This is a genomic window from Clostridium hydrogenum (genome assembly GCF_021432385.1).
GTDB lineage: Bacteria > Bacillota > Clostridia > Clostridiales > Clostridiaceae > Clostridium_S > Clostridium_S hydrogenum.
In genome coordinates this window covers 887,501-902,166 of sequence record NZ_JAEACT010000002.1, presented here as the reverse complement: position 1 = coordinate 902,166, position 14,666 = coordinate 887,501, and the positions used below count along the sequence as shown (strand labels likewise).

The 14,666-nt window shown below is 29.9% G+C and carries 13 protein-coding genes, 1 tRNA gene, 2 rRNA genes and 1 riboswitch (1 of these 17 cut by a window edge); of the genes, 4 read left to right on the top strand and 12 right to left on the bottom strand.

Annotated features, from left to right (window positions below; genetic code table 11):
* Positions 1–20 precede the first annotated feature (20 nt).
* Positions 21–99: riboswitch (ZMP/ZTP riboswitch) on the bottom strand.
* Between the two features lie 72 nt (positions 100–171).
* Entirely contained in the window at positions 172–969 is a 798-nt protein-coding gene (locus CUEA01_RS04030; protein WP_234118589.1) for a ribonuclease H-like domain-containing protein, read from the bottom strand.
* 164 nt (positions 970–1,133) lie between these two features.
* Between CUEA01_RS04030 and CUEA01_RS04025 the strand changes: the two genes are divergently transcribed.
* The 3 genes from CUEA01_RS04025 to CUEA01_RS04015 all read left to right on the top strand — a co-directional run bounded on the left by CUEA01_RS04025 (position 1,134) and on the right by CUEA01_RS04015 (position 2,666).
* Positions 1,134–1,598 carry an Lrp/AsnC ligand binding domain-containing protein gene (locus tag CUEA01_RS04025; RefSeq protein WP_234118586.1) on the top strand — a complete coding sequence of 155 codons (465 nt, stop codon included), beginning with the start codon at positions 1,134–1,136 and terminating at the stop codon, positions 1,596–1,598.
* A 73-nt stretch (positions 1,599–1,671) separates the two neighbouring features.
* Positions 1,672–1,881 carry a DUF378 domain-containing protein gene (locus CUEA01_RS04020; protein WP_234118577.1) on the top strand — a complete coding sequence of 70 codons (210 nt, stop codon included), beginning with the start codon at positions 1,672–1,674 and terminating at the stop codon, positions 1,879–1,881.
* Between the two features lie 266 nt (positions 1,882–2,147).
* Positions 2,148–2,666 (top strand): hypothetical protein, encoded by a 519-nt coding sequence (locus CUEA01_RS04015; protein ID WP_234118575.1) that lies wholly within the window; start codon positions 2,148–2,150, stop codon positions 2,664–2,666.
* Between the two features lie 263 nt (positions 2,667–2,929).
* Here the strand turns inward: CUEA01_RS04015 and CUEA01_RS04010 are convergent, their stop codons facing one another.
* The 7 genes from CUEA01_RS04010 to CUEA01_RS03980 form a co-directional block, all read right to left on the bottom strand.
* The gene (locus CUEA01_RS04010; RefSeq protein WP_234118567.1) at positions 2,930–4,663 is read right to left on the bottom strand and encodes a phosphoenolpyruvate carboxykinase (ATP); all 1,734 of its coding nucleotides are present in this window, start codon (positions 4,661–4,663) and stop codon (positions 2,930–2,932) included.
* Between the two features lie 211 nt (positions 4,664–4,874).
* A complete protein-coding gene (gene argH, locus CUEA01_RS04005) occupies positions 4,875–6,188 on the bottom strand; it encodes an argininosuccinate lyase (RefSeq protein ID WP_234118565.1) in 1,314 nt (437 codons plus the stop codon).
* Positions 6,188–7,390 (bottom strand): argininosuccinate synthase, encoded by a 1,203-nt coding sequence (locus CUEA01_RS04000; RefSeq protein WP_234118561.1) that lies wholly within the window; start codon positions 7,388–7,390, stop codon positions 6,188–6,190. Before CUEA01_RS04000 ends, argH begins: the two co-directional genes overlap by 1 nt.
* A 320-nt stretch (positions 7,391–7,710) precedes the next feature.
* Complete coding sequence (locus CUEA01_RS03995) at positions 7,711–8,718, bottom strand: isocitrate dehydrogenase (NAD(+)) (protein ID WP_234118558.1); 1,008 nt, start codon at positions 8,716–8,718, stop codon at positions 7,711–7,713.
* Positions 8,719–8,841: 123 nt separating this feature from the next.
* Positions 8,842–10,770, bottom strand: a complete 1,929-nt coding sequence (locus CUEA01_RS03990) for an aconitate hydratase (RefSeq protein ID WP_234118550.1) — start codon at positions 10,768–10,770, stop codon at positions 8,842–8,844.
* Between the two features lie 68 nt (positions 10,771–10,838).
* The gene (locus CUEA01_RS03985) at positions 10,839–12,194 is read right to left on the bottom strand and encodes a 2-isopropylmalate synthase (protein WP_234118537.1); all 1,356 of its coding nucleotides are present in this window, start codon (positions 12,192–12,194) and stop codon (positions 10,839–10,841) included.
* Positions 12,195–12,490: 296 nt separating this feature from the next.
* Positions 12,491–12,937 (bottom strand): hypothetical protein, encoded by a 447-nt coding sequence (locus CUEA01_RS03980; protein WP_234118535.1) that lies wholly within the window; start codon positions 12,935–12,937, stop codon positions 12,491–12,493.
* 138 nt (positions 12,938–13,075) lie between these two features.
* Between CUEA01_RS03980 and CUEA01_RS03975 the strand changes: the two genes are divergently transcribed.
* Positions 13,076–13,348 (top strand): hypothetical protein, encoded by a 273-nt coding sequence (locus tag CUEA01_RS03975; RefSeq protein WP_234118533.1) that lies wholly within the window; start codon positions 13,076–13,078, stop codon positions 13,346–13,348.
* A 47-nt stretch (positions 13,349–13,395) separates the two neighbouring features.
* Here CUEA01_RS03975 and CUEA01_RS03970 read toward each other — a convergent pair whose 3' ends face one another.
* From CUEA01_RS03970 to CUEA01_RS03955, 4 genes are all read right to left on the bottom strand, one after another.
* A complete protein-coding gene (locus CUEA01_RS03970; protein WP_234118531.1) occupies positions 13,396–14,124 on the bottom strand; it encodes a lysophospholipid acyltransferase family protein in 729 nt (242 codons plus the stop codon).
* A gap of 43 nt (positions 14,125–14,167) precedes the next feature.
* A tRNA-Asn gene (locus CUEA01_RS03965) sits at positions 14,168–14,242 on the bottom strand.
* Between the two features lie 7 nt (positions 14,243–14,249).
* Positions 14,250–14,366: ribosomal RNA gene (rrf, locus tag CUEA01_RS03960) — 5S ribosomal RNA — on the bottom strand.
* 77 nt (positions 14,367–14,443) lie between these two features.
* A 23S ribosomal RNA gene (locus CUEA01_RS03955) occupies positions 14,444–14,666 on the bottom strand; it runs 2,684 nt beyond the window's last position.

The window sequence follows — 14,666 nt, the reverse complement described above, 5'->3', positions numbered from 1 at the left end:
TAAAAAAACCACCTAGGCTAACACTTTGCCCAGGCGGTCGGCATTTTCAAAATCATACTCCCTGTGGTTATTCCACTTCCGCCGGTTATATGATTCCCTTATTAAATTTACACTATGTTACTAAAATATCATATTTAAATTTTCATGTCAATATTTTTTTAGACAAGCACATTAATAGAAGTCTTGGACAATTTCCTGCAATTTTTCATTACTTGAATTTCCTTCAAGAAGACTAGCAATTATCTTTGAAGCTACCTTTTTAGATATTTTTTCAAAATTTAAGTCAACTATAACTTTATTTTTATTTAAAAGATATTTAATATAACCCATCTGCTTATCTGTAATATGATCTTCTCTAATAAAACCTTTTGTATTTTCAATCTTCCATACAACATTAAATATTTGTGGTAAGTTATAAACATCTTCAAAATTATGAAGCATCATAATTTTTCTTAAGTTTTCTTCTTTATTTTTTATATATTTTTTATATAATTCTACACTTATTCCACCATCAATTGTATCTTTTCTTTCAATACCTATATATCTTTCAACAGATTTTAAATTACATCTAGTAAGCCCAAGTTGCTTTTGATAAGGCCTTATCATCCTATATAAATCAATATGTTTTTTTGGTAAATTAAACTCCATATCATATCTTTGTGATCTATATTTTATAAATGGCTCATCAAAGGCTTTTCCATTATATGAACACCATATATCAAATTCTTTTAATATTTTTAAAAATTTTTCTAATACCTCTTTTTCATCAGTTAAGTTTTCTCCAAAATACTGTTTTATAGTAAAAATATTATTTTTCTCATAATAGCCAACTGAAATTAGTATTACATTATCTTGTTCTTTATCAAATCCTGTAGTTTCTATATCAAAATATGCTATTTTTAACATATCATACTTTTTAAGTATTTCTATAGGCATATCGATTTCGCTACTTTGCTTATGAGTATACATATATTTTCCACCCCAATTATTAATTATCCACAAGAATTTATTATACACCATTTATTTTTATAATAAAATACTACTTTAATCATATTATATTAAATTTAATTTGGTATATTAGTACTGAATTTGATATAATAATATTGTTACTTAATGTATAGGAGTTGATTTAAATGAATTTACAAATTAGCGGATTAGATGATTTGGATTTGCAAATATTAGATATTTTAGTTAAAGATTCACGAACACCTTATTTGGAGATAGCAAGGCAGTGCCATGTTAGCGGTGGTACAATACATGTTAGAATGAAAAAAATGGAAGAAATAGGTATAATTCGAGGTACTAAGTTAATATTAAACAATACAAAACTCGGATATGATGTATGCTGTTTTATAGGAATTTATCTTGATAAAGCTGCCACATATACAAATGTAGTTGAATCCATGAATGAGATAAAAGAAATTGTAGAACTTTATTACATAACAGGTGATTTTTCAATTTTGGCTAAAGTCATCTGCAAAAGTATAGATGATCTTCAGGATCTTCTTATAAATAAAATTCAAAAAATAGATGGTATTCAAAGAACAAATACCTTTATATCACTTTCACAACCTATAGACAGAAATATTGAATTATAATTTATAAACATAAAATTAAAAAAACTGCACAAAATAGTGCTGTAAAACTATTTTAAAGGAGATGTAAAATACAATGAAAACATTAGATATTATTGCGCTTATTTTCGTAGTAATAGGTGCTGTAAACTGGGGTTTGATTGGTTTCTTTAACTTTGATTTAGTATCAGCATTATTTGGTACAATGTCTACATTTACAAGAGTAATCTATTCAATTGTCGGCATTGCAGGTCTATATGCAATATCTTTCTTTGGAAGAGATAGAGAAGTTAGAGTTGAAAAATAATACAAGGTAGGCATATTGCAGAGCATTAAATAGAATTAATAAATTTGAGGGATGAATCTTTAAAATTCTAATAACTTTCAATAACTCGCTAAACACTTATATAAATTGAAGGTTATAAGTCTTTTAAAGGTTTGTCCCTAAAATTTTATTTAAAACATAGCTTTCTTTAGCACATTTGCCTATTTTTAATTATTAAAATAAATATAAGTTCTAAATACTTTTTTTATAAGTATTATATAATATAGTATTTTATCAGGTATTATTGAATGAGAATATTATATCATAAAAAACTTTTATTTCTAATTTATGTAATCGTACTTGCATTTTTTATTCTGCTAATTTCTACATACAACCCAAGCAAAGCCTCTTTTATAAAATATAAAAATTACGAAAAACAAATCGATAAAGAAATGGATTCTATATCCTCATCAGACTCTAAAACTACAGAAAGTTACTATGCTAATAATTGTTCAAAAATACACATGCTTTTTAATACAGAAAAGTGTTACTTACAAATTAAGTACTTATATTCAAAATTTTCGTGGGATAGCGGAGATTCAAAAACAAGGGAGCTTTATTTAATAAAAAAACAAATAATATTAAATTATGTAGAACTGTACAAGAACAAATTTTCTCACCTCATAAACGGTAAATCTTATACTGATGATACATATATGAAAAATATATCAAATCTTAAACACGATTATACTTTAAAAGATGCAGAAGAATGTGAAAAATTAAATATTCACATTGATGATTATGAAAGTACAGACTCCTCTAATTAAAGATAAACCAGAGTACAAAGTACAGAGTACAGAGTACAGTGAAGGATGATTTACCTTTCCTTACGTTAGGTAAATCTTAAACTTATATGTTGTCAGCTTCGCTGAACAACATTAATGCCGCGATTGCGTAAGCAATCAAAAACTAAGTTTTAAGATTTTCTGTAGCTTTGCTACAGAAAATCATCCTTCACTGTACTTTGTACTCTGTACTCCGTACTCTGTCTTTTGGTTAGCAATGTTTTAATTTTGTGTATAAACTAGTATCATAAAGTTTTAACTATATCTAAAAGTTTGATGGCCGCCTTTTTAGGTCCATTCTGTTCTTTTCCCTTTATTCCAAGACAAGTCCTTATTTGTCCAACTTTAACTCCTGATTTAAAAAACTTATTGAAATACTCTAATATAAGTTTATTAGTTTCATCTTTTCTCTGAACAGGTCCAAAGGGATTTGCAAAAAATGTTTTAACAAGACCCTTTTCTGTTGTAGTACCTTTGGCCATTCTTGCTCCTTGTTTAAATACTTCTATAGCCTCTTTAGCTGAATCAAAGAAGGTTAATTCCTCTCCATCTTCGTAGTTGTTAGCATACAAAAATATATCGATTGGGTATCCCCTTGTAATGTCATTATAAGATGCTACTGGAATAACCAATCTTGCATTTGTTTTATCAGGGTTCATAAATATGCTTCTATCTATTTCTCTAAATGCATATCCTGGATCAAGATCATCAAGCCTTACAAAAGCACCTATTTCTGTTCCATAACCCATAGGCTTATTATCACCATTTAATTTAACAACACCCATGTCATCAAAAATAACTGTCATATCGCTTATATAGTCTTCTCCTAATTCTCTAAAGGCCTCAAGACTTTCAGATTTGCCTGCTCCACTGTCACCCATAATAACAGCATTAACTATATTTCCATCTTTTGTTACAATGTTTACCATAGCGCCATGTATTGGTAAGTATCCCCTCTTAATCATAATTAGATTATGAAGTGTGAGCGTCATTTTCTTCATATAGCCAAAATAATCTATTTTTTCACTATAGTTTATATATCCAAGCATTATATCATTTTCTTTATCATCATAAAATATCGTTCTTACATTTTCACTATTATCTTTTGCTCCAAAAACAAATAATATATCAGGTTTTGAATTAATATATTCCTCTTCCTTAGCAATTTCAAATAAATTACATAATGTAATTCCATGTGCCATAAAATCTCTGTGAAAATAAACAAAGGCAAGAAGAGTTCCTACTTTTATAGGGAAACAAAACCAGTGTTCTCTATTTATTCTGCAATTCAATGGATTTTCAAACACTTCTGAAAATGTACCATCTCTTGTTATTTTTTTAGGATAAGATATAAACGGTGGATCTATAAGTACAGAATCAATCACCGGTACACCATTTAAGCATTCATATCCTTCTGGAAATTTCCACTTTATAGAATTAACAATCAATCCTGCATTTGCACCTGCTGGAAGCTGCCTATAAACTTTTGGCTTAAATCCTTGGATATTCTCTTCTATTTTTCTGTAAGTATTTAATATAAGCTGCGAAAATTGAGTATTAGAATCAATAAAGCTTGCATTTTCTAATCCCTCATTTACTTTATTGTTGTGAACAATAGTATACCTTTCAAGTCTTCTCCAGTATCCATATATGTCCTCAATAATTTTTATAATAGCATCTGGATTTTCTAAAAATGATTCATATTTAGAATTAATCTTAATTATTTCTTCTCTTTTAAAAACAAGTAGCAATTTAAAAATTTCTATAATTTCTTTTGCTAATTTAACATCATCATTTTCAACTATAGTTTGTTCAATATACTTATAATCATTAGAATTTCTCAGTCTCACATTATTTATAAATGCACATATTACCCTTCTAAATCCATCACTATTTAACACTTTTTCTGAAGTATCACAATACTTCGCTGTAAAATTAATTATTACCTTATCATTACTCATAGAAAATTCTTTCTGCATGTTTCTATAACCCCCTATCGAAACAAAAATGAAAGTCAGCTATCTTATATAATTCATTTTTAGCTGTAACATTGAGTATTATATCACAACTATGAATTTTTTTCACTACCAAAATTGCATTTTTTGCACATTTTATAATGATAAAATTTGAAATTTTAGAAAATAAACCATTATTATAAGAGCATATACAACCCTACAATAATGGTTTTTTTTACATTAAACTTTTATTTCCCTTTTTCAATATTTCATTGTAATCTATAAAATCATATATATCTGTTTCAAATATAGGATTAAATTGTTTAAATTCTTCTATAGCCATTTCTTCTATACATTTTTTATTTTCTTCACAATATATAACAATTTCCCCAGATATTTTATGAGCATCCCTAAAAGGTATTCCTTTTTTAGCTAGATAATCAGCCACGTCTGTGGCATTTAAAAAACCACCTTTTACAGCCTCTTTCATACTTTTTTCTTTTACTTTCATAGTTGAAATCATTCCATCCATAACCATGAGGCACATTTCTAGAGTATCTGCCGCATCAAAAAATTGCTCTTTATCTTCTTGCATATCCTTATCATATGCTAGTGGAAGAGCTTTCATTATAGTTAGCATTGCAACTAAACTGCCATATACTCTTCCTGTTTTTCCCCTAATAAGTTCAGCAGCATCAGGATTTTTCTTTTGAGGCATTATACTACTTCCCGTTGAAAATTTATCATGCATTTCAATAAAGCTAAACTCTTTGGTACTCCACATAATAAGTTCTTCGCTGAGTCTACTCAAATGCATCATACAAATTGAAAAATCAGAAAGAAGCTCTATTATATAGTCTCTATCACTGACACCATCTAAAAAATTATCTACAGGTTTACAAAAACCAAGTTCCTTTGCTGTAAATTCTCTATCCGTATTGTAAGTAGTTCCTGCCAGTGCACAGCATCCAAGTGGACTTTCATTTAAGTTTTCAATTGCATTTTCAATTCTGTTTTTATCTCTTTTAAGCATGCTATAATAAGCAAGCATATGATGAGTAAAAGTCACTACTTGAGCCCTTTGCATATGAGTATATCCAGGCATAATATAGTGATTTTCTTCACCCTTTTTCTTCAAAGTATCCATAAGTGTGTCAATGCACTTTATTATATTCATGGATACCTTCTTTGCATACATTTTCATATCAAGAGCAACCTGGTCATTTCTACTTCTAGCTGTATGCAATTTCTTACCTGCATCGCCTATTCTATTTATTAAATTTGTTTCTACAAAACTGTGTATATCTTCATAGTCACCGCTTATTTCAAGCTTACCCAATTTAATATCATCCAATATGCCTTCTAGTCCCTTAATTATACATATGCATTCCTCTTCGCTAATAATACCACATTTACTTAACATTTTTACATGAGCGATACTTCCAGTAATATCTTCTACATATAATATTTTATCAAAACTGAGGGAGGCATTAAACTCCTCCATAAGCTTGCTTTCACTTTCCCTAAATCTTCCACCCCAAAGCTTCATTATTTATCACCTAAATGCTTCATGGCTTTTATTTTACTTGGAAGACTAAATAAATTTATAAATCCTTCTGCATCCTTATGATCATATAAATCACTAGCACCAAAAGAAGATATTCCTTCATCGTAAAGAGCATATTTCGAATCAATTCCAGCAACTTTGATGTTACCCTTGTATAATTTAAGTTTTACTGTTCCTGTAACATGTTCTTGAGTTTTATCTACAAAAACATCTAGAGCTTCTCTAAGATTTGTAAACCACAAACCGTCATATACAAGTTCTGAATATTTATGCGCAAGAACTCCCTTATATTGAAAACTATATTTTTCTACAGTTAAATATTCAAGTTGTTTATGAGCCTCATAAAGAACAGTACCTGCTGGCGTTTCATAAACTCCTCTTGATTTCATTCCTACAAGTCTATTCTCTATAAGGTCAACAACACCAATTCCATTTTCACCAGCCACCTTATTTAATGTTTCCATTAACTTAACAGGTGATAATTCTTTTCCATCCACTTTGACTGGAACACCCTTTTCAAAAGTTATGCTTACATAAGTAACTTCATCCTTTGCCTTTTCAGGAGGAACAACCATAGAATACATTTCTTCCTTATGCTCATTTTTAGGATCTTCAAGATCTCCACCTTCATGACTAACATGCCATAAATTTTTATCTTCTGAATAAATCTTTTCTTTTGTAACCGGCACTTCAACACCTTTTGATATTGCATAATCTATTTCAGCTTCTCTTGAATCAATATCCCATAATCTCCATGGTGCAATAATTTTTATGTATGGGTCTAAGCTTGCAATACCTGTTTCAAAACGAACTTGATCATTACCTTTTCCCGTACATCCGTGACATATATATTTAGCTCCCTCTGCATGTGCAATTTCAACTAACTTCTTAGCTATAAGTGGTCTTGCAAAAGATGTACCAAGCAAGTAACTTCCTTCATACACAGCGTTCCATTTTATAGCCTGATATAAATATCCTGTTACAAATTCCTCTTTAACATCTTCTACATATATTTTTGCTGCTCCACTTTTTACAGCTTTTTCTTTTACTTTTACCATATCATCATCTTGACCGACATTAACACAAACAGCAATTACCTCAACATCATAATTATCCTTAAGCCATGGAATTATTACAGACGTATCGAGTCCTCCGGAATATGCTAAAACAACTTTTTCTTTCATAATAAAAAACACCTCTTCTATAAAAATTTCTTTTGAAAACAATATCCAATTTAATATTTATTATTATACATCTTTATTAATATTTATGCAATATTAAAATATAAAAAACTACTTATTAAGAAACAATCTAATTATATTATATTAAATAAACTATTTATTATGTACTAGTCCAAAATTGAAAAGGAACGTAGGAACTTTTTTCTAAAATTATTGTAGGATGCAAAGTAAGTGTACTTCAAGATAATTCAAATAAAAAGCTATGTTTTAAATAAGTGTGAAAATCAACGCCTATTTAAAACATAGCTTCCTTTAGTAGTATGTTAACCTATTTTTTTTACAACTTCCTCAGTAAATTCATCAGTTGATGCTTTTCCTCCAAGGTCAACCGTTACAACTTTGCCTTCTTTTAACACAGCTTTAATTGCATTATCTATTTTATCAGCTGCTTCCATTTCACCAATGAATCTAAGCATCATTACACCAGATAATATTGCTGCTGTAGGATTTGCTATATTTTTCCCCGCAATATCTGGGGCTGAACCATGAATAGATTCAAATACAGCTATATCATCACCAATGTTTGCACCTGGTGCCACACCGAGACCACCTACAAGCCCTGCTGCCATATCTGATAATATATCACCATAAAGATTAGGCATAACAAGTACATCATACTTTTCTGGAGTCTGTACTAATTTCATACTCATAGCATCTACAATCATATCTTCAAACGGAATATCTTCATGGGCAGCTGCAACCTCTCTCGCACAATTTAAAAATAATCCATCGGAATATTTCATTATATTTGCCTTATGAACTGCCGTAACCTTTTTTCTGTTTTGCTTTTCTGCCATATCAAATGCAAACTTAGCAATACGTGTACTAGCTTCTTTAGTTATTATTTTAATACTTTCAGCTGCATAATCTCCTATTTTATGTTCTACACCAGCGTAAAGATCTTCAGTATTCTCACGAACTATTATTAAATCAACATTATCGTATCTAGTTGGTATTCCTTCATAAGTTTTTATTGGTCTTACATTTGCATATAAATTAAAAGTTTGTCTTAAAGCGACATTTACACTTCTAAATCCAGAACCAATTGGTGTTGTAACAGGTCCTTTTAATGCAATTTTATTCTTTTTTATACTCTCTAGTACATAATCTGGCAATGGTGTTTTATATTCATCCATTACTTTAGCTCCAGCTTCAACTACATCCCATTTAACTTTAACTCCAGCAGCTTCTATAACCGAGCGAGCTGAAGTTGTAACCTCTGGTCCTATACCATCTCCAGGTATTAATGTTATATTATGTTCCTTACTCATTTCTTTGCCTCCAATTACTAACTATTTGCCTTTTTTATTGACTATGTTTTAAATAAGTGTTGATTTTCACACTTATTTAAAACATAGTTTCCTTTAGTATGCTTAGCTATTTTTAAAAGAATGTTAATGTGATGTGTTGGCTTTTATTTGATTTAGTTTACCTCCACAAATAAGCATATCCTTTTGTCTTTCAGGTAAATTTAATATCATTTCGTACTCTTCATTTTTTGTTTCATTTTTTACTTTAACATTCCCACTCTTTATTTGGTTTATAATATCTTCTATAATAAGTTTATCTTTTTCATCAATTTTATCATAGTCAGAAGCATTTTCAAATTCCAAAGGAACTATTCCATTATTGATAAGATTAGCCTTATGAATTCTTGCAAAAGATTTAGCAAATACTGCTTTAATTCCAAGATATAATGGTGCAAGTGCTGCATGTTCTCTACTTGAACCTTGACCATAATTTGTTCCACCTAATATGAATCCACCGTTATTTTCCTTAGCTTTCTTTGGAAAATCCTTATCACATGGTGTTAAACAGAAATCTGCTAAATGTGGTATATTGGATCTAAAAGGTAAAAGCTTTGCATTTGATGGCATAATATGATCAGTAGTTATATTATCCCCAACCTTTGTAAGTACAATACCTTCTAATTTTGAAGCTATTGGTGCTGCCTTAGGAAATGGCTTTATATTAGGTCCGCGAACAATTTCAACATCATCAGGGTTTTGAGATGGTGCAACAATTAAATTATCATTTACATGGAACTTATCTGAAATAGTCGCATCTAATTTACCTTCAAAAGTTAATGGATCTGTAAGATAACCCGTTAAAGCTGATACTGCTGCTGTTTCTGGACTTACCAAATAAACCTTTGCAGAAACAGTTCCTGATCTACCCTCAAAGTTTCTATTGAAGGTTCTTAGTGATACTGCATCTGTACATGGAGATTGTCCCATACCTATACAAGGACCACATGCACATTCAAGTATTCTTGCTCCTGAAGCAACAAGATCTGCTAATACCCCATTCTCAGCAAGCATCGTTAAAACTTGTTTAGATCCCGGTGCAATAACAAGCGATACATCCTCTGCAATTGTTTTTCCCTTTAAAATTTCTGCAACCTTCATCAGGTCAAAAAGTGATGAGTTTGTGCAGCTTCCTATAGCTATTTGATTTACTTTTAGTTTATTTATTTCAGAAACTCTTTTAACATTATCTGGACTATGTGGGCATGCAACTAGAGGTTCTAATTTTTCTAAATCTATCACTATTTCTTCATCATAAATAGCATCTTCATCTGGTTTAATTTCTTTGTAATCTTCTGTTCGTCCTTGGGCCTTCAAAAATTCAAGTGTATTTTCATCGCTAGGAAAAATAGAAGTAGTTGCTCCAAGTTCTGCTCCCATATTACATATAGTTGCTCTTTCTGGTACGGATAAGTATTTTACACCATCACCAACATATTCAAATACCTTTCCAACTCCACCTTTTACGGTAAATTTTCTTAAAACTTCAAGTATTATATCTTTTGCAGAAACCATAGGTTTAAGTCTTCCCGTAAGATTAACTTTTACTATTCTTGGCATTAATATATAATACTCTCCTCCGCCCATTGCAACTGCCACATCAAGCCCACCAGCACCTATTGCAAGCATTCCCATTCCACCTGCTGTTGGTGTATGACTGTCTGAGCCAATAAGAGTTTCTCCTGGTACATCAAATCTTTCAAGATTAACTTGATGACATATTCCATTACCTGGCTTCGAAAAATATATTCCGTGCTTTTTTGCAACTGTTTGTATATATAAATGATCATCTGCATTTTCAGGTCCTGTTTGAAGTATATTATGATCTATATAAGCTACAGATCTTTTAGTTTTTACTTTTCCTATGCCTAAGGCTTCAAATTGAAGATATGCCATTGTACCAGTTGAATCTTGAGTAAGGGTTTGATCAATTCTTATTCCAATTTCTCTTCCCCTTTCCATTTCACCTACCACTAAATGCTCTTTTATTATTTTTTCAGTTAATGTTAAACCCATTATAGTTATCACTCCTTGTATAATAATATTTTAGAGTGCATCAAGCCATCTAAAATGTTTCCTGCTTTTTAACTAGCCCTTGTTTTTTCTACATCTATTAATTCTTTAAAATACCTTTTAACTTCAATTTCAAGCTCTTTATTTAAAATAGCAGTTGTTCTTCCACTTTCATATTGATTATCTACCCATTCTTTTATTTCTGCAACTCTTGGATCCTTTTTATTTATCTTTTCTTCATCCTTAAGTTTAAAATAAGTATTAATCCATGCTGCTATACCTGCTAACCCTGAATATTCATTAACAGCTACAAGCACAGGTCTATTCAATATTTTATCTGTATCAAATATATTATAAATTTCCTCATCCTTTAATATACCATCAGCATGAATTCCTGCCCTTGTAACATTAAAATCTTCGCCAACAAATGGAGTTCTAGCAGGTATATCATATTTCATTTCTTTTTTAAAATATTCTGCGATTTCAGTAACAACTGAGAGATTAAGCTTTTCACTACCTTTTATCTGGCAATATTGAAATATCATTCCTTCTAAAGGGCAATTTCCAGTTCTTTCGCCAATGCCAAGTAAAGTAGTATTCACAGAAGAACATCCATACATCCACGCTGAAACTGCATTAGGCACAACACAATAAAAATCATTATGACCGTGCCATTCTAAGGCTTCTGATGGAACATTACAATATTTTTTAATTCCGCTTATAATGCCTGGAATACTTCTTGGAAGATCAGCTTCTGGGTAATTAACTCCCAATCCTAATGTATCACAAGCTCTAATCTTAACCTGCATTTTGTATTTTTCTGATAAACACATAAAATTATTTATTAGAGGTATTACAAATCCAAAGAAATCTGCCCTTGTTATATCTTCTAAATGGCATCTTGGAATTATACCGTTACAAAGAGCCTCTTCAACAATATTACTATATTTCTTTAAAGCTTCTTCTCTATTCATTCCTAATTTTTTAAAAATATGATAATCAGAACAAGACATTAGTATTCCTGTTTCCTTTATTTTCATATCTTTTACAAGCTTAAAATCATCCTTGTTAGCTCTAATCCACGTAGTTATTTCAGGAAATCTATACCCTTTTTCCATGCATCTTATTAAAGCTTCTCTATCATGGTTACTGTATACAAAGAATTCAGTTTGCCTTATTACACCAGCATTATTATCTAGTTTATTTAGATAATCATATATCTGAATCATTTGTTCAACTGTGAATGGCGTCATTGATTGTTGCCCATCTCTAAAAGTAGTATCCGTTATCCATATATCCTCAGGCAAATTCATTGATATTCCCTTGTTATTAAATGTTATTTTAGGCACATCCGAATATGGAAATATATCTCTGTACAAATTAGGTTCCTTGCAATTTTCTAATTCACTAAAACTATTGATTTTCATAACTTCACTTCCTACTCAAATAAAAATGATTTTTTTATTTTAAATCCTTCATTTTTTATTTAGTTGTTTGGTTTATTGTTTTAATAATTATTCATATTTTTGCATTTTATCTTACATTTTCGTTTGCATATCGCCTAATTTTCATTAACAACAATAAACTCTTACGAATATTTTAGCACAATAAAGTTATTATTTCAATTGTGAATTTTGAGTTTTTTGAATGATTTTCATTTTATTTATTCATTTTTTTGTATATTGTAGATAAATCCAAGATTCAAAAGTTATTTAAATCATAACTACTTTATTCTAAATTGAACTTTTAGTTTATGTTTTTCAGCCCTTACTACAATAAAACTAAAATCATTTTTGCTAGTTAAAGTCCCGATACATTCGCCAATGACATCATCAAATTTATATATAGTATCTCCATATGCTGTTTTTAAAATATATCTTCTTCCTTCTTTATTTAGATGCAAATTTTCCCATTCCTTAATTTCAAAATCCCTATTTTCTATTTCAAAAATTGCACCTTCATTTTTCATTTTATTTACTAGAGCATTATACCTTACATTTAAGACAACATTTCTCATTTTCTCTTTATCTAATTTATCATTATAGGTTTTGTTTAATTCCTTAAATTCTTCAATATCGATTTTTGTTTTAGCAATCATATCTTCAATTTTTTTTAATTCCTCTTCTTTTTGAATTAAAAATCTATTTTTATTTTTAGCTTTATCGTCCATAAAATCCTCCCTTATGATTACAATTATCTATATTTATATTATCGTTTTTTTTATTTTAAAATAAATCAAGATTTTTTTGTCAGTATGTTATATAATTTAATTATGGCATTATTCTAATTAATTTAGGCAGGTGATACTGTGGTTAATAAAATTATAGAAAATTTTTTAGGTACTACCTATGAAAAATTAAAACTTGACTTTGAAAAAAAAGCACTTATTGAAGAAATGTATGGAACACTAATAAATGATAAAGAAAACATTTTTAAAGAACTTGAAAATGATGCCAATACTCTAAAAAATTTAAATAACACATTAGAAACTAATTTAAATGATATATGTATTGAAAATGAAAACCTGACTACTTCCATATCAACTTTAGAACAAATCTTAACACAAAATATATATAAATAGAAATTAAAGAACCGAAATACTAATTTAGCATTTCGGTTCTTTAATTTTTATTTATTATCCTTAATATTTTCAAGTTCCGTGTTTATTTTCTCTCTTAATATTTCTGGTAACTTAGCTTTTTCACTTCTATCCATTTCTTCTATATAAATTGGCTTTAAAAAAGAAACGTTTATAGTCCCTGATTTAATTTTACCATGCCCATCTTCAAATATTTTATATGAACCATCAACAATAGTTGGAACCACAGGTGCATTTGCTTTAGTAGCTAATTTCAAAGCACCTTTTTTAAATTCTCCTAAATTACTTGATTTGCTTCTAGTACCCTCTGGGAAAATAGCCATTGAATAGCCATTTTTTACATTTTCTACACCTGTATTAATTGCATTTAATGAATCTCTAATATCTTCTCTATTTATAAATACACAATGCATTTTTTTCATCCAGCTACTTACAATTCTCAATTTTAATATTTCCTTTTTCGCTATAAAGCCTAAAGATTTATCTATATATGCAAGCATTGCTAAAAAATCAAAATTTCCTTGATGATTAGAAACAAATACACAAGGCTCATCAGGTATATTTTCAATACCCTTTACATTAACCGTAACTCCAGCCGCTTTTAGCATATTTCTTGACCATTTCATTATAATTTTATGAAGTTCCTTCTCATATTCTTCATTAGGTTTAGTCTTCTTTATATGATTAAGCCTAACTTCCATAAGCAATGTTATTAGCATATAAACTCCAAAATAAATATAAAAAAATATCGTTCTCATAATATTACCTCACTAAAGTAAAAATTATTCCAAAAAATAAAAATGGCTCCGCGAAAAGGATTCGAACCTTCAACCTATCGGTTAACAGCCGAGTGCTCCACCATTGAGCTATCGCGGAATACCTTATCTGGCAACGACCTACTCTCACACAGAGCTGCCCCTGCACTACCATTGGCGCGTTGGCTCTTAACCTTCGTGTTCGGAATGGAAACGGGTGTTACAACCAAGCAATTATCACCAGATATATTTTTATGATTAACTTCATCAGTCAATTTTCTTGAAAGTATTTTGTACTTTCAAAATTGCATAGTAATTTATATTGGTCAAGCCCTCGACCTATTAGTATTAGTCAGCTAAAAATGTTACCATCCTTACACCTCTAACCTATCAACCTGATGTTCTTTCAGGGGTCTTACTAACTTATGTTATGGGAAATCTTATCTTGAGGGGGGCTTCACGCTTAGATGCTTTCAGCGTTTATCCCTTCCCGACATAGCTACTCAGCCGTGCCGCTGGCGCGACAACTGATACACCAGAGGTCA

Bases quoted from the DNA above. Each gene is read 5' to 3' on its own strand.
- CUEA01_RS04030 (WP_234118589.1), bottom strand. From the start codon at position 969: ATGTATACTCATAAGCAAAGTAGCGAAATCGATATGCCTATAGAAATA.
- CUEA01_RS04025 (WP_234118586.1), top strand. From the start codon at position 1,134: ATGAATTTACAAATTAGCGGATTAGATGATTTGGATTTGCAAATATTA.
- CUEA01_RS04020 (WP_234118577.1), top strand. From the start codon at position 1,672: ATGAAAACATTAGATATTATTGCGCTTATTTTCGTAGTAATAGGTGCT.
- CUEA01_RS04015 (WP_234118575.1), top strand. From the start codon at position 2,148: ATGAGAATATTATATCATAAAAAACTTTTATTTCTAATTTATGTAATC.
- CUEA01_RS04010 (WP_234118567.1), bottom strand. From the start codon at position 4,663: ATGCAGAAAGAATTTTCTATGAGTAATGATAAGGTAATAATTAATTTT.
- argH (WP_234118565.1), bottom strand. From the start codon at position 6,188: ATGAAGCTTTGGGGTGGAAGATTTAGGGAAAGTGAAAGCAAGCTTATG.
- CUEA01_RS04000 (WP_234118561.1), bottom strand. From the start codon at position 7,390: ATGAAAGAAAAAGTTGTTTTAGCATATTCCGGAGGACTCGATACGTCT.
- CUEA01_RS03995 (WP_234118558.1), bottom strand. From the start codon at position 8,718: ATGAGTAAGGAACATAATATAACATTAATACCTGGAGATGGTATAGGA.
- CUEA01_RS03990 (WP_234118550.1), bottom strand. From the start codon at position 10,770: ATGGGTTTAACATTAACTGAAAAAATAATAAAAGAGCATTTAGTGGTA.
- CUEA01_RS03985 (WP_234118537.1), bottom strand. From the start codon at position 12,194: ATGAAAATCAATAGTTTTAGTGAATTAGAAAATTGCAAGGAACCTAAT.
- CUEA01_RS03980 (WP_234118535.1), bottom strand. From the start codon at position 12,937: ATGGACGATAAAGCTAAAAATAAAAATAGATTTTTAATTCAAAAAGAA.
- CUEA01_RS03970 (WP_234118531.1), bottom strand. From the start codon at position 14,124: ATGAGAACGATATTTTTTTATATTTATTTTGGAGTTTATATGCTAATA.